This window comes from Paraburkholderia sp. JPY465 (assembly GCF_050436725.1).
Lineage (GTDB): Bacteria > Pseudomonadota > Gammaproteobacteria > Burkholderiales > Burkholderiaceae > Paraburkholderia > Paraburkholderia youngii.
In genome coordinates this window covers 2,138,693-2,158,527 of the sequence record NZ_JBNDMT010000003.1, presented here as the reverse complement: position 1 = coordinate 2,158,527, position 19,835 = coordinate 2,138,693, and the positions used below count along the sequence as shown (strand labels likewise).

General features: G+C 67.4%; 16 protein-coding genes. 13 read left to right on the top strand and 3 right to left on the bottom strand.

The features are described 5' to 3' along the window. Nucleotides 1–184: 184 nt before the first annotated feature. The 4 genes from QFZ94_RS24655 (at nt 185) to QFZ94_RS24640 (ending at nt 2,808) form a co-directional block, all read left to right on the top strand. The gene (locus QFZ94_RS24655; RefSeq protein ID WP_176123405.1) at nt 185–1,177 is read left to right on the top strand and encodes a GlxA family transcriptional regulator; all 993 of its coding nucleotides are present in this window, start codon (nt 185–187) and stop codon (nt 1,175–1,177) included. Nucleotides 1,178–1,293: 116 nt separating this feature from the next. Beyond that, a complete protein-coding gene (gene rfbC, locus QFZ94_RS24650; protein WP_429460214.1) occupies nt 1,294–1,845 on the top strand; it encodes a dTDP-4-dehydrorhamnose 3,5-epimerase in 552 nt (183 codons plus the stop codon). Between the two features lie 99 nt (nt 1,846–1,944). Continuing rightward, complete coding sequence (locus QFZ94_RS24645; RefSeq protein WP_429460212.1) at nt 1,945–2,574, top strand: GNAT family N-acetyltransferase; 630 nt, start codon at nt 1,945–1,947, stop codon at nt 2,572–2,574. A gap of 39 nt (nt 2,575–2,613) precedes the next feature. Continuing rightward, nucleotides 2,614–2,808, top strand: a complete 195-nt coding sequence (locus QFZ94_RS24640) for a hypothetical protein (protein WP_429460210.1) — start codon at nt 2,614–2,616, stop codon at nt 2,806–2,808. A 25-nt stretch (nt 2,809–2,833) separates the two neighbouring features. Here the strand turns inward: QFZ94_RS24640 and QFZ94_RS24635 are convergent, their stop codons facing one another. Together QFZ94_RS24635 and QFZ94_RS24630 are read right to left on the bottom strand one after the other, a co-directional pair. Beyond that, the gene (locus QFZ94_RS24635) at nt 2,834–2,995 is read right to left on the bottom strand and encodes a DUF1328 domain-containing protein (protein ID WP_013089029.1); all 162 of its coding nucleotides are present in this window, start codon (nt 2,993–2,995) and stop codon (nt 2,834–2,836) included. Nucleotides 2,996–3,252: 257 nt separating this feature from the next. Next, nucleotides 3,253–3,678, bottom strand: a complete 426-nt coding sequence (locus tag QFZ94_RS24630; RefSeq protein ID WP_429460208.1) for a diacylglycerol kinase — start codon at nt 3,676–3,678, stop codon at nt 3,253–3,255. Between the two features lie 396 nt (nt 3,679–4,074). On the opposite strand from QFZ94_RS24630, the gene bcsB reads away from it, so the two are divergent. From bcsB to QFZ94_RS24585, 9 genes are read left to right on the top strand one after another with little or no spacing between them, the layout of a single operon-like run. After that, nucleotides 4,075–6,477: a cellulose biosynthesis cyclic di-GMP-binding regulatory protein BcsB gene (bcsB, locus tag QFZ94_RS24625; RefSeq protein WP_429460206.1), complete on the top strand. Its 2,403-nt coding sequence runs from the start codon at nt 4,075–4,077 to the stop codon at nt 6,475–6,477. Between the two features lie 3 nt (nt 6,478–6,480). Next, nucleotides 6,481–7,776, top strand: a complete 1,296-nt coding sequence (gene bcsZ / locus QFZ94_RS24620; RefSeq protein WP_429460204.1) for a cellulose synthase complex periplasmic endoglucanase BcsZ — start codon at nt 6,481–6,483, stop codon at nt 7,774–7,776. Continuing rightward, complete coding sequence (locus QFZ94_RS24615) at nt 7,755–11,717, top strand: cellulose synthase subunit BcsC-related outer membrane protein (RefSeq protein ID WP_429460202.1); 3,963 nt, start codon at nt 7,755–7,757, stop codon at nt 11,715–11,717. Before bcsZ ends, QFZ94_RS24615 begins: the two co-directional genes overlap by 22 nt. A 32-nt stretch (nt 11,718–11,749) precedes the next feature. Continuing rightward, the gene (bcsE, locus tag QFZ94_RS24610) at nt 11,750–13,717 is read left to right on the top strand and encodes a cellulose biosynthesis protein BcsE (RefSeq protein ID WP_429460199.1); all 1,968 of its coding nucleotides are present in this window, start codon (nt 11,750–11,752) and stop codon (nt 13,715–13,717) included. Then, the gene (locus tag QFZ94_RS24605) at nt 13,714–13,926 is read left to right on the top strand and encodes a hypothetical protein (RefSeq protein ID WP_410851885.1); all 213 of its coding nucleotides are present in this window, start codon (nt 13,714–13,716) and stop codon (nt 13,924–13,926) included. The genes bcsE and QFZ94_RS24605 overlap by 4 nt, the downstream gene beginning before the upstream one ends. Beyond that, complete coding sequence (gene bcsQ / locus QFZ94_RS24600) at nt 13,923–14,708, top strand: cellulose biosynthesis protein BcsQ (RefSeq protein WP_368587500.1); 786 nt, start codon at nt 13,923–13,925, stop codon at nt 14,706–14,708. Before QFZ94_RS24605 ends, bcsQ begins: the two co-directional genes overlap by 4 nt. Next, complete coding sequence (gene bcsA / locus QFZ94_RS24595; protein ID WP_429460195.1) at nt 14,705–17,236, top strand: UDP-forming cellulose synthase catalytic subunit; 2,532 nt, start codon at nt 14,705–14,707, stop codon at nt 17,234–17,236. Before bcsQ ends, bcsA begins: the two co-directional genes overlap by 4 nt. A gap of 50 nt (nt 17,237–17,286) precedes the next feature. Beyond that, the gene (gene bcsG, locus QFZ94_RS24590) at nt 17,287–18,858 is read left to right on the top strand and encodes a cellulose biosynthesis protein BcsG (protein WP_429460193.1); all 1,572 of its coding nucleotides are present in this window, start codon (nt 17,287–17,289) and stop codon (nt 18,856–18,858) included. Next, nucleotides 18,855–19,100 carry a hypothetical protein gene (locus QFZ94_RS24585; protein ID WP_368587497.1) on the top strand — a complete coding sequence of 82 codons (246 nt, stop codon included), beginning with the start codon at nt 18,855–18,857 and terminating at the stop codon, nt 19,098–19,100. The genes bcsG and QFZ94_RS24585 overlap by 4 nt, the downstream gene beginning before the upstream one ends. A gap of 16 nt (nt 19,101–19,116) precedes the next feature. Here the strand turns inward: QFZ94_RS24585 and QFZ94_RS24580 are convergent, their stop codons facing one another. Then, nucleotides 19,117–19,746, bottom strand: coding sequence for a LysE/ArgO family amino acid transporter (locus QFZ94_RS24580; RefSeq protein ID WP_429460191.1), 630 nt, complete (start codon nt 19,744–19,746; stop codon nt 19,117–19,119). Between the last annotated feature and the right edge of the window lie 89 nt (nt 19,747–19,835).

Sequence of the window (19,835 nt, the reverse complement as noted above, 5' to 3'; positions counted from 1 at the left end):
AGACATGGGTAGTCGTGATGAAATCTCCTTTTCAAATTTACTATAGCGATCCATTCCGCTAACATCACGCTTAATCCTTTATGCGGCGTTAGTCCGTTTTCCCGCCGTAATAACGCATTCTCTCGTTCCGTCTGCTGACGGGGCAAATCGGGGTCCACAACGTATGCCCGTTTGGGGAAAGATCATGCCGCACATGCACCTTGATACAACGAGAATTACGTGGCTTCACACGCCTGCGTTGAACGTCCGTACTGCAGCGCGGCGAATCGGCATACTGCTGTTCGACGGCTTCTGGCTGCTCGGCCCCGGTACCGTCGTGGAAATGTTCCAGACCGCCAACGAGTTCGCGGGCACGCGTGCAGGCGAAGATCCGCCCTACGAAGTGCAGTTCCTGTCGATGGAAGGCGGCAATGTCGCCAGTTCGTCGTCGGCGCGCATCTGGACTGATCGCATCGACACGCGCTTTGGCGGCGGTTTCGACGTGCTGTTCATTGCGGGCGGCTACGGCGCCCACGTGGCCGCACGCGACGAACGCCTGCTGAACTGGCTGCGCGCCGTGCAATCGCGCACCCGCGCGATCGAAACGATCGGCGAGGGACGCCTCGTGCTCGAAGCGGCCGGCCCGACCGAGCATGATGGCCTGATGAGCCGCTACCCGGGCGCGAGCGCGAGCGAAGGCGCGTTCAGCGCGGCCAACGACCGTCATGACTGCGCGCGCAGCGCGCTGATGTTCATCAAGCGCGACCTGGGCGCGGAGCTCGCACGCAGCGTCGCCGATCGCGTGATGCCCGGCATGGCCTCGACGTGGGTGCCGCTGCCGGCCGAGGGCGGCACGCTGAGCGTCGCCGAAAAGATTCGCGCGGCCGCGCGCTGGATGGAGGCGAACTGCGACCGTCCGGTCTCGGTCGCCGATGCCGCGCAGGTCGCCGCAATGAGCGAGCGCAATTTCCTGCGCCGTTTCAAGCACGAGATGCAGGTGACGCCGTCGGACTACCTGCTGCAGGTGCGGCTGCGCATCGCGTGCAACTTCCTGACCGAGACCGAATTGCCGGTCGACAAGATCGCGCGTCGCAGCGGCACCGGCAACGGGGACCGTCTCGCGAAAATCTTCCGCAAGCGCATGGCTTTGTCTCCAACCGAGTATCGCGCCCGAAGCCGGGCGGCCACTGAGGCGTAGCATGTATCTATAGCGTGCGATATCGCGCCCGCGCCGCGGGCGCGCCTCGTCTGTTGGACGCGGTCGCGAAAGCGGCCGTATGTTCGCTGGCCAGCCTTTTTACGAGCACAGTGGCGATGGGCAACAGGGTCATGGCGACGGCATTGCCGGAGGTGAAACTCATCGAGCCGGAAGTGTTCATCGACGAATACGGCTTCTGCTTCGAGAGTTTCAGCGCGGACGAGTTTTCGGACGACGTCGCGCAGGGTTTCAACTTCGTGCAAGACCGCCATCTGCGCGCCGTGCATGGCGTGCTGCGCGGCTTGCACTATCAGGTGCAGCGGCCGCAGGGACGGCTGCTGCGCGTCGTGCGCGGCGAGATCTTCGACGTCGCGGTCGACGTGCGCCTGAACTCACCGAACTTCGGCAAATGGAGCGGCGAGTATCTGAGCGAAGAGAACCACCGGCAAATATGGGTGCCGCCCGGTTTCGCGCACGGCTTCGTCGTGCTGTCCGATGTCGCCGAGTGCGTGTGGAAGACCACCGAGTACTGGTTTCCCGAACTCGAACGCTGCCTGCTGTGGTCCGATCCCGACATCGGCATCGACTGGCCGATCGACTTTCAGCCCATTCTCGGCAGCAAGGATGCGGGGGGGCGCCGTCTGTACGAAGCCGAAAACATCTCGTGAACGACTTGTGATCGACCTGGGTTTTTACGACATTTTTTCTTGAGAGGCTCAAGGGCCGACCCTACACTTCGGGCATCCAGTCAGTACGAGGTGCTCAACGTGAAGCGTCGCGCAAGCCGTCCGCAATCCGTTCCGGTCCGCTATGCATGTGGTGGTGCCGGCCACGTCGAACTCAGGCGCTTCGACGCATCGTGCGATTCGTTCGTTGCGTTGACGGCTCTGCTGCATCGCGCGTTCGCGCCGCTCGGCGCGCAGGGGCTCAATTGCACGTGCGTGGATCAGACCATCGAGACAACCCGCGAACGTGTGCTGCGCGGCGATTGCCATGTCGCGGTATGTGACGGCCAGATCGTCGGCACGATGACGCTTTATGCTTCGGATGGCGAAGCATCATGCGAGCTCTACCGGCACGACGATGTCGCGAGCTTGCGCCAGTTCGCGGTCGATCCCGCGTGGCAGGGGCGAGGCATCGGCACGCTGCTGATCGCGTTCGCCGAGCACTGGGCCGCGACACGCGGCTATGCGCAACTCGCACTCGATACACCGCAACCGGCCACACAGCAGATCGCGTTCTATCGCGGGCAGGGGTTTCGCATCGTCGATTTCATGCGCTTCGCGGACAAGTGCTACGACAGCGCGATTCTGAGCAAGCCGCCGGTTGCGATGCGCACGCTCGCGAACTGGTCGCGGCGTTTGCATGCGACGCCGCGGATCGCGCATGCGGCCTGAAGCGTAGCCGCAGACGTCCGCGGCATACGGAGAAAAGCAGTGGAAAAGCAGCGCACGAGAAGCGGAAGAAAAAGCGGACTGGAAGCGCCCGATGCTTCGGCAACTATTGCAATATGCTGCGGCAAGTATTGCAACGGCGGCAACGGCGGCAACGGCGGCAGCGGCGACCGCAGCGGTGCAATCCTGAACGCGGCCCCAACGCAGCGTCGCCGGTTCGCATCGGGCGAGGGGTGAATTCACCGAACGCTGTATGCAGCCGTCAGCGTCGGATCACGCCCATCAGCAGGGTGACGAGGAAGATCACCAGGAAGATGAAGAACAACACCTTGGCGATTTCAGTTGCGCCCGCGGCAATGCCTCCAAAGCCGAACACTGCGGCGATGATGGCGATGATGAAGAAAATCACAGCGTATCGAAGCATGGTGCCTCCACCGGTGGATTGTTGAAATGACGTTTGAACGGCGCCCCGTTGCGTACGTCACGCGGCTTCACGGGTGAGATGCCGGCGAGCGGAATTCAGCAATACATGTGCCATCGTTTGATTGACGCCAACGTTTGCGTGACGAATCTTTCGCGGCGCGCGAAATTACCGTCGAGTCGGCGCTAACGTTTGCATTCCCTCCCGCCAGGCGCGCCAGGTGCCAACCATGCTGCGGACTACGTAAAGCCCGTCGCGGGTCATCCGCGCAGCCAGTGATACGCCAGCGGCCCGCACAACACGCCCCACGTCAGCACACACATCAGCAGTGCAATGGTTACGGCCGCGCTGCCGCAGTCCTTCGCGCGTTTCGACAACTCATGCCGCTCGAACGAGATCCGGTCGATGGCAGCCTCGATCGCCGAATTCAATAGCTCCACCAACAGCACGAGCAGCACTGAGCCGATCAGCAGCACGCGCGCGATGGCGTCGACCGGCATCAGGAACGCGGCCGGCACGAGGATCGCCGCGAGCGCGGCTTCCTGACGGAACGCGCTTTCCGCCCGCAATGTCGCGACGATGCCAGCGTACGAATGCCGCAACGCGAACAGCCCGCGCAGCAGACCGCTGCGCTTCGCGGGCGGCGCGATGGCGGGGTGAGCGGGGGAGTCGGCCGGATCAGACATGTTTCGGGATGATGGTTGATGTGCAGCAAATGACCGTCGATGTTACAAGATGTCGATCAGGTTGCAAATTGTGATATCTTTGCGCCGCCCAACAGCGGCAGGCACCTGGCACTTCTCGCCTGACCGACCGGCTTCGGAAAAAATGAAAGGAACGCGTAATCGGTTAGGGCTGCTGCCGATCACGCTCGAATCTCAAATGTTGGTCACTCCCGTTGCTCGTTCCGCTCAAGGTTTCGCCGGATTTTCCGTATACGAGGAATGGTGCGCCGCGTGTTTCTCCTGTGCGCGCCCGGCAGTCCGATTTCCCACTTCGCGCGTTCGCGCGGCAGACCGGATTCGCACCGTGAGCGGCTCACTCGGGCGCGCACGGTCGAGGTCCAACAAGCTGAGCTGTTCATGAAACCAGTTGTGTCGTTGTGCGTTTCGCTGACCGCCGTTGTCGGCGCGTTGTATGCCGTCGCGTCGGGCGCCGCGCCATCGGTGCCTGTCGTCGCCGCCGCGGCGAATCCGCCGGCCGCGCTCACTGTCGCGAGCGCGAGTGCCGCACAGGCCAGCCCCAGCGCCAACTACCTCGACAACGTTGCCAGCGTCCCGACACCCGCATCCGGCTCCAGCACATCGCGCGTTTCATTCGCGACCCTCGGCGCGTATCAGCCGCTGACGCTGCGCGGTGTCGAAGACGCGCGCACCGTCAATCTCGGCGTGCGGCTCGATCGCGTGGTCACGGCCGCGCGACTGCGCTTGCGCTACACGTATTCGCCATCGCTGGTGTTCGCGATGTCGCATCTGAAGGTGTCGGTCAACAGCGAAGTGATCGCGACCGTGCCATTCGATCGCGAGCACGCCGGCAAGCTCGTCACCCAGGACATCCTGCTCGATCCGCGCTTTCTGACCGACTACAACCAGATCGGTCTGCGCCTGATCGCGCATTACACGCTCGAGCATTGCGAAGACCCCGAAAACTCGGCGCTGTGGGCCGACGTGAGCCCGTCGAGCGAATTCATCGTCGATACCGCGCCGATCCATTTGCCCGACGATCTCGCGCTGCTGCCCGCGCCGTTCTTCGATCACCGTGACGCGAACCGGTTGCGTCTGCCGTTCGTGCTGCCGGCCGCCGCCGACAACGCGACGCTGCGCAGCGCGGGCGTACTCGCTTCGTGGTTCGGTGCGCAGGCCGATTACCGGCAGGCGCGCTTTCCGGCGCTGTCGACGTTGCCCACGGACTCGCACGCGGTCGTCGTCGCGCGCAGCGAGCAGTTGCCCGCCGGCCTCACGCTGCCGCCGATCAACGGTCCGATGCTGATCGTCGCCGACAATCCCGTCGCGCCCAACCGCAAGCTGCTGATCGTGACCGGCCGCAGCGCCGCCGAAGTCGATGAAGCGAGCACCGCGCTGGTGCTCGGCACGACCGCGCTCGCGGGTCCCGCGGTCCGCATCACGCAGCTCGCCGCTGGCGCACCGAGGAAGCCCTACGACGCGCCGCGCTGGCTGCCGGTCGACCGGCCCGTCTCGTTCAAGGAACTGATCGACGATCCGTCGCAACTGCAGGTGCGCGGCAGCACGCCCGACGCGATCCGCTTGAACCTGCGCGTGCCCGCCGATTTGTACTCGTGGAACGGGGCGGGCGTGCCGCTGAATCTGAAGTACCGCTACACGGCGCCGACCGTGCAGAACAACTCGGCGCTCGCGGTGCAGATCAACGATCAGCTGGTCAAGTCGTACCGGCTCGCGCTCGCGACCGCCGACGACGCGCAAGGCCGCCTGCAATTGCCGGTGCTGTCGAACAACGCCAACCGTGCGACGAGCGCGCTCGACATTCCGGCATTCCGGGTCGGCAGCTCGAACCAGTTGCAGCTGCGCTTCAATCTCGATTCGCAGAAGACGGGGCTCTGTCAGGGCGTCGCGACGAACCCGGTGCAGGCCGCGGTCGATCCCGACTCGACGATCGACTTCTCGGATTTCGTCCACTACGCACGGATGCCGAACCTCGCGTTCTTCGCGAACAGCGGCTTTCCGTTCACGCGCTACGCGGACCTGTCGCAAACGGCCGTCGTGATTCCCGAGCATCCCGCGCCGCAGGAACTGGAAAGCCTGCTGACGATGCTCGGCCACATGGGGCAATGGACCGGCTATCCGGCGCTGCGCGTGCAGGTCGCGCGGCCGCGCGAGCTCGCGCAGCTGAGCGGCAAGGATCTGCTGGTGATCGGCGGCAACGGTTCGGCGCCGTGGCTCGCGCGCTGGCCGAATGCGTTGCCGCTGACGATCGGCGCCCAGCCGGTCGACGCCGCTGCGTCGGGCGCCGCTGCGTCGAGCCCGCTCGCCCGCGCCTCGTTCGCGGTCGACGAGCAGTGGCACAGCACCGCCCGGCGCGACGGCGCCGCGCACAGCGACGTGCACAGCGACGTGCATCGGCCGGACGGTGGCGCGCGCATCGAACGCGACGGACCGCTGGCCGCGCTGATGGGCTTCGAATTGCCGGGCAGCCACGGACGCAGCGTCGTCGCACTGAGCGCCACCGATCAGCAGCAGTTGTCGCAAATGCTCGACATGCTCGAAAAGCCGGACCGCGTCGCGCAATTGCAGGGCGACGTCGCTTTGCTGCGCGATGGCAAGGTGGACAGCATGCGCGTCGGCGACACCTATCTGGTCGGCTATGTGCCCTGGTATGCGCGGCTGTGGAGCAAGGCGATCCAGCATCCGGTGCTGCTCGGCGTGCTCGGCGCGTTCGCCGGTTTGCTGCTCGCGATCGGCGCGTTCACCGCGTTGCAGGAACTGGCGGCGCGGCGCCGGGGAGTCTGATCGATGAGTCAGTCGAAGGGCGGGGCGCTGTGGCGGGCAGCGCGCGACGGGGTGGGCGTTGAAACTGGCGCGGGCCTGCCCGCGAAGTCTACGAGCAGGCCCGTACGAACAACGGCGGCCGTTTCAGCAACGGTGCTGGCCACGATGCTGACGCTCGCGAGCAGCCCCAACGCGTTCGCCACGCAAGCGCCGCAGCCCAGCGGCACCGACATCACCGCATGCACCGCAGCGCCCTGGCCGCGCTGGCAGCAATTCAAGCGCGATTTCCTTTCCGCCGATGGCCGCGTGATCGACGTCGGTTCGTCCGACGAGCGCACGGTGTCGGAGGGCCAATCTTATGCACTGTTTTTCGCGCTGGTCGCGAACGACCGCGCTGCCTTCGACACGATCCTGCGCTGGACCGAGCAGCATCTCGCGCAAGGCGATCTGACCGCGCGTCTGCCTGCATGGCTGTGGGGCCGCTCGTCCGACGGCAACTGGGCCGTGCTCGACGCGAATGCGTCGTCGGATGCCGACCTGTGGATCGCCTATGCGCTGCTCGAAGCGGGCGACGCGTGGCGCGAGCGCAGCTACACGGCGCGCGGCGCGGTGCTCGCCCGCCGCGTGCTCGACGAGGAAACGGCCAACGCGCCGGGGCTCGGCTTGACCTTGCTGCCGGGCCCGGTCGGCTTTCATCCGGAACCGGACGTGTGGCGCGTCAATCCGAGCTACATGCCGCCGCAGCTGCTGCGCGGCCTCGCTACGCGGCTGCCCGACGATCCGCGCTGGCCGCGTTTGCTCGCGAGCACGCGCCGCATCCTGATCGATACCGCGCCGCAGGGCTTCTCGCCGGATTGGGCGTTGTACCGCGCGAACCGCGGCTTCGCACCCGACGCCGAGACCCACGCCGAGAGCGCCTATAACGCGATTCGCGTGTACCTGTGGGCCGGCATGCTCGACCGGCGCGATCCGCTCGCGCCGGCGCTGCTCGCGCGCTTCGCGCCGTTCGCGGACTTCATCGCCGCGCACGGCGCGCCGCCCGAGAAAGTCGACGCGACCAGTGGCCGTGCCGGCATCAACATGGGCAACGCCGGTTTTTCGGCAGCGGCCGTGCCGTTTCTCGATGCGCGCGGCCAGCGCGCGCTTGCCGATGCGCAGATCGCACGCGTCGCCGCGCTCGATCGCGAGTCGGCCGCCGGTTACTACACGAGCGTGCTGAGCCTGTTCGCGCTCGGCTGGCGCGAAGGCCGCTATCGCTTCGCCGCCGACGGCACTCTCGATCCGCACTGGAGCACGTCGTGCAGCGCCGCAGCGCAGTAACGCGCGTGGCGCGCTTCGGCGTGCTCGCGTGCGCATGCGCCGCGGCGATCACGGGTCACGCATACGGCGACACGGGCCAAGCCGAAGCGATGCGCACGACGGCCGCGCGCACGGCTGCCATCGGATCACTGGCGGCGCCCGTTGCTCCGCCAACCATAGCGCCGCCACAAAGCCCCGCCGCGCAACGCCTGCTCGCGACCGCGCGCATGTGGTCGACCAAACATCGCGACGACCTTGCGTTGCAGGCAATCAACAAGGCGCTGCTCGCCGCGCCCGGCGATCCATTGTTGCTCGCCGAGCAGGTGCGCATCGAATTGCGCCTCGGCAAAGCGCAAGCCGCGCAGGCGACGCTCGCACGCTTGCGCGCCGAAGCGCCAGGCAGCGCAGTGATCCAGCAGCTCGACGACGAATTCCGCGTCGCCACCAACGGCCGCGAGGAATTCGCGACCGTGCGTTTGCTCGCGCGCAGCGGCCAGTCCGCCGAAGCGGCGCGGCGTTTGCAACTGCTGTTTCCGCACGGCGCACCGTCGGGCTCGCTCGGGGCCGAGTACTACCAGATTCTCGCGGGTACGCCCGAGGGCCGCGAGCAGGCGCTGGTCGCGCTGCATCGGCGGATCGCCGCCGATCCGTCCGACGTCGGCGCCGCGCTGGTGCTCGCGAATCTGCTGAACACGCGCGGCGATACGCGCGCGGAGGCCAACCGCATCGCGTGGAATCTCGCGACGCGGCCCGACTCCGATCGCACGGCCTCGCTCGACACGTGGCGTCACGTGCTGCAATCGGCGGGTGCGGACCTCGCGTATCTGCCGGCGTTGCGCGCCTATCTGCAACTCGTGCCCGACGACACCGAATTCCGCGAGCGGGTCGCGACGCTCGAAGCGCGCCTCGACGCGCAACGGCAACTCGGACGCAACCCTGACTACATCGCCCAGCAGCGCGGTCTGCAGGCGCTCGAGCGCAACGATCTCGCAGCCGCCGAGCCGCTGCTCGCGCGCGCCGCGAGCGCGCGTCCCGACGATGCCGACGCGGTCGGCGGTCTCGGCATCGCGCGCATGCGGGCCGGGCGGCACGACGAAGCGCGCACGCTGTTTCTGCGCGCGGCCGCGCTCGCGCCCGACAATCGCGCGAAATGGCAGAGCCTCGCGCGCACCGCGCAATTCTGGGGCACGCTCGCGCAAGGCCGCGCGGCCGCCGCGGCGGGCCACGCACAGGAGTCGGAGCGGGCGGCGCGCGCGGCGCTCGCGATGGAGCCGGACAACGCGGACGCGAAGCTGATGCTCGCCGACGCGCTGCTCGCGCAGCACGACTGGCGCGCGGCCGAGCCGCTGCTGCGCGATATGCTGAGCGGCCATGCGCCGAGCGTGGCGGCGCTGCGCAGCACGCAGACACTCTACGAAAACACCGGCCGCGCGGCGCAGGTCGAGCCGCTGATCGACGCGTTGCAAAGCCGCTTCGCCGCCGCCGACGATCGCCAGAGCCTCGCTCGTCTGCGCGCCAATCTGCTTGCCAAACAGGCGGACCAGTTGCTCGCCGACGGCGAGCGCGGTCCCGCCGCGCAACGCTATGAAGCCGCCTTGCGCAGCGAGCCCGACGCAGCGTGGACACGTTTCGCGCTCGCGCGTCTGTACCGCGATCTCGGCCTGCCGCAACTCGGCCGCAACGTGATGGACGAGGGTCTCGCGTTCGCGCCATCGGCCGAGATGCGCTATGCGAGCGCGCTTTACCGCAATTCGCTCGATGACCTGAGCGGCGCGCAAGCGGCGCTCGCGCTGATCCCGGAGCAGGAGCGCACCGATGGTATGCGGGCGCTCGATCGCAATCTGCAAACGCAACGAAAGCTTGCCGACGCGCGCGCCGCGTTCGCCAGCGACGATCGCGCAAGCGCGCTCCGCCTGCTCGACGACGCACGCGCTTTGGCCGGCGACGATCCGAATCTGCTCGCGTCGGTCGGCGCGCAGTGGATCGACGCGGGCGACGCCGGACGCGGCCTCGCGTTGCTGCGCGACTGGATCGATGCGCATCCGGGCGAGGCCGATGCGGACGTGCGGCTGCGTTACGGCGATCTGCTCGGCAGCGCGCGACGCGACACAGAGCTGTCCGCATGGCTACAACAGTTGCGCGACGATCCGCGGCTGAAGCTGGACGCCGCTCAACGCGCGCGCCTCGAGGATCAGGCGCTGCGTGCGGCCTTACGGCAAACCGACGAAGCGATCGATCATGGGGATTACGAAGCGGCCGAGCAGCGACTCGCGGCGGTGAGCTCCGCCGGTCGGCGCGACAAGCGCTACACGCTCGAACTCGCCGATCTGCAGCGCGTGCAGGGCCACTACGCGGCCGCGCGGGCGACGTTGGCGCCACTGCTCGCCGCACAGCCCAACGATGCGCAAGCACAGCTCGCGCTGGCCCGCGTGCTGGAGCAAAGCGGCCAGCGCGGCGCTGCGCTGCGCGTGGTGCACGACGTGCTCGACGGCGCCGCACCCGACGACGTCGACACGCGGCTCTCGGCCGCGCGCCGCCTCGCCGCGTTGAACGAAGCGCGCGACGCGCAGCAGATCACGACGGCACTGCGCGTCGCGTATCCGACGCGGCCGGACGTGACGGTGCAAAGCGGCCGCATCGCCGAAGATCTCGGGCAGTACGAAGATGCCGCTTCGCTGTACCGTTTGTCGCTCGCGCAGGAACGCTCGGCGGGCGTGCGCGCGGGACCCGATGGCACCCCCGCGCGAGCCGCGCTCGACGATCTCGAACAGCGCCGCAATCCGTCGATCGAGACCGGCTGGCTGCCCGCCTATAAGTCCGGCGACGCGGGCATCTCGCAGCTGCGCGCGTGGCAGGTGCCGGTGTACGTGCAGATCCCGTATCGCTACGACGGCCATTTCTTCGCGCACATCGATACCGTGCATCTCGACGCGGGCACGCTGGATGTCAGCGAAGGCAACGCGTTTACGCGCGATACCTTCGGCAGCTTCGGCGCGGCCGACAAGCTCGGCACGTCGCTCGGCCTGTCGCCGCAGCAACTCGCCGCGCTGGCCGCGGGCTTGCCGTATCTGCATCAGTCGGCCACCGGCGTCGCGCTCGGCGCGGGCTACACGTCCGACGCGTGGCGCTTCGACTTCGGCACGACGCCGCTCGGTTTCCCCGTGTCTTATCTCGTCGGCGGCGTGCGCTATCGGTTCGACGCGGGACCGGCGAGCTTTTCGGTCAGCGGCTCGCGCCGTCCGGAAACCGGTAGCCAGTTGTCGTATGCCGGTATGCACGATCCGGTGACCGGCACGGTGTGGGGCGGCGTGCGCCGCGATGGCATCGATCTGCATGCATCGTTCGATCTCGGCACAGCGAACCTGTTCGCCGATCTCGGCGCCGGTGAACTGACGGGGCGCAACGTCGCGAGCAATCAGGAATTCACGCTGCGCACAGGCTTCACGATGCCGGTCTATCGGCGCGCGAATTCCCTGGTGAGCACCGGCCTCGTCGGCAATGCGTGGCACTACACGAACAACCTGCGCTTCTATTCGTTCGGGCAGGGCGGCTACTACAGTCCGCAGCGCTATCTTTCGCTCGGCGTGCCGCTCGAATGGCTGGGGCGGCATGGCGCGCTGAAGTGGGATCTGAGCGCGACCGTCGGCGTGTCGAATTCGTACGAGCGGGATTCGCCGTACTACCCGAACGGTCTGCCTGCCGGTCTCGGTGCGGCGCCGGGGCTCGAGAGTCTCGTCAATACGGGCAGCTCGACACGCGGCGTCGCGTTTTCGTACGGGCTCGCGGGCGTGGTCGAGTATCGCGCCGATCCGCATCTGGTGTTGGGCGCGCAGTTGAGCATCGATCGCTCGCACGACTACGCGCCGAGCGCCGCGCTCGTCTATCTGCGCTATACGTTCGATGCGCGCAGGCAGGACAACCGTCTGTCGCCGCAGCCGGTACGACTCTATTCGAGCTATTGAACGGCGATGCAACGAGACCTGGGACAGCAGACGTGAACACCGTTTCGAATCCAACTCAAACTCCCGCGCGCGCTTTCCTGCGACGCTGGCTGCGCAGGTTCGGCGGCACCGGCGCGCAGCGTCGCGCACAGCCGGTCGGCCTTCTCGCGATCGAGGCCTTGCCGGGCGAATGGGCGGCGCTCGAAGCGGGCAAGCTGTATGCGATCTATGCAGCGCCGCGCACGCCGGGCGTCGACACGCTGATCCGGGAAAGCGCGCGTACCGCGCTCACACGCGACGTGACGGTCGTGCTCGCGCGTGAACGCGCGGCCGTTGCCGAGCGTTTGCGCGAGTTGGGCTTCAGCGCCAACGCGCCGGCCGCGGGCTGGCCGCGCAATCTGAACGTGCTCGCGATGCCTGCCGTCGATGGTGCGCAAGAGTCGGAGCAGCCCGCCGACAGCGCCGCGACGCACGGCAAACTGTTCGGCGGGCTGCGCGCGCTGAAGCGCTTCGGTTTTCGTGCGGGCTCGCTGTATTTCATCGAAGGCGCCGAGCGCTGGTTCAACTGGCACGACGCCGCCGCGCTCGCGCGCGAAGGCCGCATGCTCGCGAACTGGTGCGCGGCACGGCGTATCACGCTGGTGCTGCTGCTCGGCGTCGATGCAAATGGCGACGACGATTCACTCGACATGCGCGGCGCGCCGGATGGCGTCGTCGATGCGTCACGCCGCAACGCGTTCCATGCGGCATGCGCGGGCGTCGCACGGATGGAGCGCACGCACGGCGAGCTGCTGTGGCATGCCGACTTCTGGCGCGCGGATCGCACGCTGGTGACGGGCGAAGTCCGCTCGCTGCGGTTTACCGAGAGTGGCCATCTCAGCGTCGCGCCCGATGCGCTGGCCAGCAGCGTCGCGCGCGGCGAACGCCTGCTCGCGCGCGACGAACAGCGTGTCGTCGTGAGCCGCGCGGTGGTGCGCGGTCACGAGGCGTGGCTGCCGCCGCATTGGGAAGTGTGCGCCGATCAGGCCGCGGTGCTGAGCGCGTGCGCCGATGCGCAGGCCGCGACCGTGGTGCTCGATTACGCGGGCGGCGCGCAGCTCGACGCGTTGTGCGCGACGGTTCATACGCTGCGCCGCCAGGCCGGGCGCGCGCTGAAGATCGTCGTCGTCGAGCGGGGCGAAGTGCTGCGCCATCAATACGAGCTGCTCGTGTTGACGCTCGGTGCGAACCTCGTGCTCGGCCGCGACCTGCCGTTCTCGCGCATGCAGTCGCTGCTGCAGTCGTTGCAGGGGCAACTCCACACGCGGCCGGTCGCCGCCGACTATCGCAGCGCATTGAGTGCCGCGTTGAGCGACGACGTGCGCGGCTATCTGCCGGCCGGAGCGTTCTGCGAGCGCGTGCGCCTCGTGCTCGCACGCAGCGCCGTGCTGCACCTGCCGCATGTGCTCGTGAAGCTGACACTGCTGCCGCAATGCGCGCACGTCGATGCGCTGAAGCACTGCGTGCCGCGCCGCGCGGGCGACGTGCTGACCGTCGACGCATCGCATCTGTACGTGTTCCTGTTCGCCTGCCGGCTTGCCGATGCGGACGCCGCGCTGGCGCGGATCATCGATGTGCCGGTCGAACAGCTCGCCGATTCGCTCGTGCATCTGGCGGAGCAGAGCATCGGCGCCGAACTCGACGCGCTGGACGCAGCCAACCGGCGCAATCGGATTGCCGATTACAGCGATATGTTCACGGCGTCGATGCGTGATGGCGCGCCTTTGAGCTCGCCGCTCGCCGCAGCCGCAGGCGAAGCCGCACACGTGGCCGCTGTGCAACTTGCGCAGGTGGAAGAGGCGTTGGTTCATGCGCGTGCCGAGTGCGAAGCCGACGCCGCGCCAACGTCTGCGCCAACCCGGCCGAGCGAATCAGCCGAAGCGAAGCCGCTCGCTACTGAGCGCCGCCGAACCCAATCCGTGCCAGCGCGCCGTCGCGCGGAACCGAGCGCGATGCCGGTGCGCGCGAGGAGCATCGAATGATCGAACTGGTTCTGCTGTGTTTCGTGGCCGGCATGGTCGTCGCGCTGCCGGTGTGGATCGTCTGGCAGCGCGTCGGCGCACGGCGCGGTCTTGCGGCCATGCGCGACTTCGATCCGCGCGACGCGGTGCCGTGCGAGATCGAGCCGGTCGCGCTGCGCGCGCGTCTGCTGCCGGCGCTCGACACGACCCCGGACGAGGTGACGCGATGAAAACGATCGCCATCGTCTCGACCGCGGGCGGCACCGGCCGCACCACCTTGACCGCCGTGCTCGCGGTATTGCTCGCGCGCCGCGGCCGCCAGGTCGTCGCGCTCGACTTCGATCCGCAGAACATGCTCGGCGCGCAGCTCGGCATCGACGGTCTCGCGGCGACCGGTCTGTCGCAGGCGCTGCTCGATGCGGACACCGCATGGCATGCCCACACGTGGCGCAACGCGGACGGCGTGCTGTTCGTGCCGTACGGCGCGGTGTCCACCGCGCAAAGCACGCAGTGCGACGCACGCCTCGCCGCCGAGCCGCGCTGGCTCGCCCACGCGCTCGCCGAGCTCGATCTGCCGCGCGATGGCGTCGTGCTGATCGACACCGCGCGCTATCCGTCGCAGCAGGCCGAGCACGCGCTGCGTTGCGCGGACCTCGCGCTGTGCGTGACCCCGCCCGAACCGGCCGCGTGCGCGACGCTGGTCGCGCGGCTCGGAGCGCTGCGCGACGCGTGCGCGCAACTGCGCATCATCGTGAACCGGCTGAACCCCGCGCGCGACATGCAGCGCGACGTGCTGGCGATGCTCGGCGCGGCGCTCGGCGACAAGCTGCCGCTCGCGCAGCGCGTGCATCTCGATGTCGCGTTGCCCGAGTCGTTCGCGCGCGGCACATGGCTGTTCGACGACGCCCCGCATTCGCAGGCGTCGCACGATCTGCAGGGGCTCGCGAATTGGCTCGACGCGTGGCTCACCGACGCCACGGCGCCGCTCGATCGGCGGGACGGCGGGTCATGAGCGAACGGGAAACGCGTTCGTTGCGCACGCGTGCGCTCGACTGGGTCGCGCGTGGCCTTGGCGTGCCCGCCACGCGCACGCCGCTCGACTGGTTCGTGCGGCTGTTCTTCCAGCCGTCCGCGCCGGGCAAGCCCGATTACGCGCGCCGCTGGATGCGCGCGGCCGTGCTGCATTTCGCGCTGCAATGGGGCGTGCTCGAACCGCATCGACTGCGTGCGTGGCTGTGGCGCGCGTTCGTGCGTGCGCCGCGTTCGTCATCGAGAAGCGCGGCGGCGACTGTACGCGCGCTGGCCGCCTGGATCGACCGTTGGCTCGTGCCGCTCTGGTTGCTCGGGCGGCGCGGGCGCGAGCGCGTCGACGCGCTGCTGGCGAGCCTGCCGTGGCAGCGCTGGGGCACGCGGCTCGAAGACGCGACGCAGCGCGTCGGTCATATTCGCTGGCTGCTGCCGTTGATGGTTGTCGCGGGCATCGGTTTGTGGGCGGTGATCGGTACGTCGCCGCTACAGTCCGACGGTCAGTTCGAGTTCTTCGCCGTGCTAGTGATCATCGCGCTGATCGTGCGACGCTTTCCGGGCCGCATGCCGGTGCTGATCCTGACCACGCTCGCGATGCTGGCGATGGTGCGCTACGTGTGGTGGCGCGTCACCCAGACGCTGTCGTTCCAGACGCCGGGGGAGGCGATACTCGGTTATCTGCTGTTCGGCGCGGAAGCATACACATGGGTGATTCTGCTGCTCGGTTTCGTGCAGACCGCGTGGCCGCTGAAGCGCGCGGTCGCGAAGCTGCCCGCCGACACATCGAGCTGGCCGAGCGTCGACATCTATATCCCCACCTACAACGAACCCCTGGCAGTCGTGCGGTCCACCGTGTTCGCCGCGCAAGGCATCGACTGGCCCGCCGACAAGCTGCGCGTCTATCTGCTCGACGATGGCCGCCGCGACGAATTCAGAGCCTTCGCGCAAGCCTGCGGCATCGGCTATCTGACGCGCGACGACAACCGTCACGCGAAAGCCGGCAACATCAATAGCGCGCTCGGCCGCACACAGGGCGAGTACGTCGCGATCTTCGATTGCGATCACGTGCCGACGCGCTCGTTCCTGCAAACGACGATGGGCACGTTCCTGCGCGACGCGCGCTGCGCGATGGTGCAGACGCCGCATCACTTCTTTTCGCCGGACCCGTTCGAGCGCAACCTCGGCACGTTCCGGCGCGTGCCGAACGAGGGCAATCTGTTCTACGGGCTCGTGCAGTCGGGCAACGATCTGTGGAACGCGTCGTTCTTCTGCGGCTCGTGCGCGATCCTCAAACGCGAAGCGCTCGAAGAAGTGGGCGGCATCGCGGTGGAGACCGTCACCGAAGACGCGCACACCGCGCTGAAGCTGCACCGGCGCGGCTATACGACCGCCTATCTGCCGACCGTGCAGGCCGCCGGTCTCGCGACCGAAAGCCTCGCGGGCCACATCCAGCAGCGCACGCGCTGGGCGCGCGGCATGGCGCAGATCTTTCGCATCGACAATCCGTTCATCGGCCGCGGGCTGGGCTTTTTCCAGCGGCTCTGCTACGGCAACGCGATGCTGCATTTCTTCTACGGCGTGCCGCGGCTCGTATTCCTGACGATGCCGATGGCGTACCTGTTCTTCCAGATGTACTTCATCAACGCATCGGCGACGACGATCGCCGGATTCGTGCTGCCGTACATCGTGCTCGCGAACATCGCGAACTCGCGCATGCAAGGCAAGTACCGTCACTCGTTCTGGGCCGAGGTCTACGAGTCGGTGCTTGCGTGGTACATCGTGCTGCCGACCACGATCGCGTTCTTCAGCCCGAAGCACGGCAAGTTCAACGTGACCGACAAGGGCGGGCGCATCGGCGAGGGCTACTTCGACTGGTCGACGTCGAAGCCGTATCTGGTGCTGCTCGCACTGAACAGCGGCGCGCTCGCAGCCGGCGTGTACCGGCTGATGTTCGGGCAAAGCGGCGAAACGGCGACGATCCTGATGAACGTGTTCTGGACGCTCTACAACCTCGTGATGCTCGGCGCGGCCTCGAGCGTTGCGCGCGAGGCGAAGCAGGTGCGCGTCACACATCGCATCGCGATGCGCGCGGCGGCGACGCTGCTGCTCGCGGACGGCACGACGCTCGCCTGCACGACCAGCGACTATTCGACCGGCGGCCTCGGTCTCGATATCGAGCCGGGATTGAATCTGGCGCCGGGCGACAGTCTCGGCGTGTGCCTGAGCCGCGGCGATCGCCAGTTCCATTTTCCGGTGTACGTGAGCCGCTGCGTCGGCCGGCACCTCGGCGTGCGCTTCGACGGTCTCACGCTCGAACAGGAACGGCAACTCGTGCAATGCACGTTCGGCCGCGCCGACGCGTGGCTCGACTGGCATGAGCAAACCAGCGAGGACGCGCCGCTGCGCGGTTTGAAGGAAGTGCTCGCGATGGGCGTCGAAGGCTATTCGCGACTGTGGGGCGGGCTCGCGCGTGCCTGCGAGACGCTGCTCGCGCTCGACCGCACCCGCTATTGATACAGCCTGCGCGCATCGTGTCGTGCGCAGGCCAATGAGAGAACCTGTCGATGACTTTGTGGAACCTGTACTTCATCCTCAAGCTGTACCTGTTCGCGGGCGGCCATCTGCAGCCGCTATGGCTCGCGAATCTCGGCTTCGCGCTCGCGCTCGTCGTGACTTCGACGCTGCGCCGGCGCGCGCTGCGCATCGTGCGCAACCTGGCCGGTCTCGCGCTCGGCATACCGCTGATGTACCACGAGGCGAACGTGCCGCCGTTCTCGCGTCTGACCGAGGAGTTCGGCAATCTGACCACGTTCAGCTACGGCTACTGGCTGGAACTGGCGCAGCGCTTCCTGCCACCGATGCTGCTGCTCGCCGCGCTCGGCGCGCTCGTCGGCTATCTGATCGTGAATCGCTGGGTGCGCGTCGCGACCTTCGTGCTGATCGCGCTGGTCGCGATTCCGCTGTGGCACGAGGGCGGGGTGGTGCTGGCGCAATTGCGTGGAGCGTCGGCGAGCGCAGCGGCGAATGCCGGCGCGAATGGAGCGAACAACCCGCTCGCCGCGCAGCCGCTCGACCATAACGCTGCGCTTGCCGCGTTCCGCACGCAGGAGTCGCAACGGCAGGTCAGCTTCGGCCATCTGGCCGCCGATCCGAACGCGCAGTTCGACGTGATCGTGCTGCACATCTGCTCGCTGTCGTGGGACGACCTCGATGTCGCGAAGGCGCGCAATCATCCGCTGCTGTCCCACTTCGACTATCTGTTCACGAACTTCAGCACCGCGGCGAGCTATAGCGGGCCGGCCGCGATTCGTGTGCTGCGCGCAAGCTGCGGCCAGCAGGCGCACGCGGACCTGTACAAGAACGCGCCGCAGCAGTGTTATCTGCTCGCCGATCTCGCGCAGGCCGGCTACACGCCGCAGACGATGCTGAACCACGACGGCCACTTCGACAACTTCCTGGAACTGATCCACGACAACGCCGGCATGCCGAACGTACCGCTGATTCCGAACACGAGCGTGCCGGTCGCGATGCATGCGTTCGACGGCTCGCCGATCCGCGACGACTACGAGACGCTCGCCGCGTGGTACGCGCAGCGCGCGAGCATCGCGGGGCCGGTCGCGCTGTACTACAACACGATCAGCCTGCACGACGGCAACCGGCTGCCGAATAGCAGCCTGACGAGTATCGATTCGTATCCGCTGCGCGTGAACAAGCTGATGAGCGACTTCGACCGCTTCGCCGATTTGATCGCATCGTCCGGGCGGCGCGCGGTGATCGTGTTCGTGCCCGAGCACGGCGCGGCGCTGCGCGGCGACACGAACCAGGTCGCGGGCCTGCGCGAGATTCCGACGCCGCGCATCGTGCACGGGCCGGTCGGCGTGCGCGTGGTCGGCTTCCAGGGCAGTCATGGGCCGACCACGGTGATCGACGATCCGTCGAGCTTCCTCGCGCTCGCCCAGTTGCTCTCGAATCTCGTGTCGAACAGCCCGTTCAAGCCGGGTGTGAGCCTGTCGCAGTACGCTACGAATCTGCCGCAAACGCAGATGGTCGGCGAAAACGAGGGGACGGTGACGATGAAGACCGCGTCCGGCTATGTGGTGAAGACGCCGGACGGCGTGTGGGTGGACGGCAAATGACGAACGCGCGCAATACGTCGAAAAACACTACGCGCGGCTGGCCTTTCGACGATATCAGCGGCCTCGCGCTGCGTCTGCCGGAGCTCGAGGCGGGCCGCTATTTCGATGCCCAGGCGAAGGAAGCTTACGAGCAGTCGCTGCTGAAGTGGCCGGTGCTCGCGCGGCTGATGAATCTCGTGCCGCGCGACGAAGCCGAAGCGCAGGCCGCGCAACATGCGCGGCAAGAATCGGGCGTGGAATAAGGCCCGCGTCGAACGCTCAACGCAACTGCGTGACCGCCAGCAGCAACACCATGCTGCCGATCGCGCCATCCAGCACACGCCATGCAGTCGCGCGGCGAAACAGCGGCGCAAGCATGCGCGCGCCATAGCCGAGCGCAACGAACCACACCGCGCTGACGGTCATCGCGCCGAGCGCGAAGGCGACCCGCGCGCCTTGCGGTTCACGCGCGCCGGCCGTGCCGATCAACAGGAACGTGTCCAGATAGACGTGCGGATTGAGCCACGTGAACGCGAGCGTCATCAGGATGATCGGCAGCGCGCGTTGCGTGGCAGGGGCTTGATCGGCGGATGCGCCGCCCGAACCGTCGAGCACTGCGTGTCCCGGCCGTACCGCGCGGCGCAGCGCGCTGATGCCGAACCAGGCGAGATACGCGAGCCCGACGTAGAGCATCGCGTGCACGAAGCGCGGGTAGCGCTCCATCAGCGCCGCGGCGCCGCCGACGCCCGCGCCGATCAGAATGAAATCCGACAACGTGCACAACAGCACGATCTTGCCGACGTGCGAGCGCATGATGCCCTGCCGCAGCACGAACGCATTCTGCGCGCCGATCGTCACGATCAGTGATGCGCACAGCGCCGCGCCGTGGGAGAAAGACAGCCAGTTCATAAATGGTCCGAAAAATGGAAGCAATGGGGATAGACGGAATATTCCAGCCGCGCTAGTCTGCGTGATTGCGACACATAAGAGAACCTAAT

Coding starts and splice junctions, on each gene's coding strand:
- QFZ94_RS24655 (WP_176123405.1), top strand. CDS start 185: ATGCCGCACATGCACCTTGATACAACGAGAATTACGTGGCTTCACACG.
- rfbC (WP_429460214.1), top strand. CDS start 1,294: ATGGGCAACAGGGTCATGGCGACGGCATTGCCGGAGGTGAAACTCATC.
- QFZ94_RS24635 (WP_013089029.1), bottom strand. CDS start 2,995: ATGCTTCGATACGCTGTGATTTTCTTCATCATCGCCATCATCGCCGCA.
- QFZ94_RS24630 (WP_429460208.1), bottom strand. CDS start 3,678: ATGTCTGATCCGGCCGACTCCCCCGCTCACCCCGCCATCGCGCCGCCC.
- bcsB (WP_429460206.1), top strand. CDS start 4,075: ATGAAACCAGTTGTGTCGTTGTGCGTTTCGCTGACCGCCGTTGTCGGC.
- bcsZ (WP_429460204.1), top strand. CDS start 6,481: ATGAGTCAGTCGAAGGGCGGGGCGCTGTGGCGGGCAGCGCGCGACGGG.
- QFZ94_RS24605 (WP_410851885.1), top strand. CDS start 13,714: ATGATCGAACTGGTTCTGCTGTGTTTCGTGGCCGGCATGGTCGTCGCG.
- bcsQ (WP_368587500.1), top strand. CDS start 13,923: ATGAAAACGATCGCCATCGTCTCGACCGCGGGCGGCACCGGCCGCACC.
- bcsA (WP_429460195.1), top strand. CDS start 14,705: ATGAGCGAACGGGAAACGCGTTCGTTGCGCACGCGTGCGCTCGACTGG.
- bcsG (WP_429460193.1), top strand. CDS start 17,287: ATGACTTTGTGGAACCTGTACTTCATCCTCAAGCTGTACCTGTTCGCG.
- QFZ94_RS24585 (WP_368587497.1), top strand. CDS start 18,855: ATGACGAACGCGCGCAATACGTCGAAAAACACTACGCGCGGCTGGCCT.
- QFZ94_RS24580 (WP_429460191.1), bottom strand. CDS start 19,746: ATGAACTGGCTGTCTTTCTCCCACGGCGCGGCGCTGTGCGCATCACTG.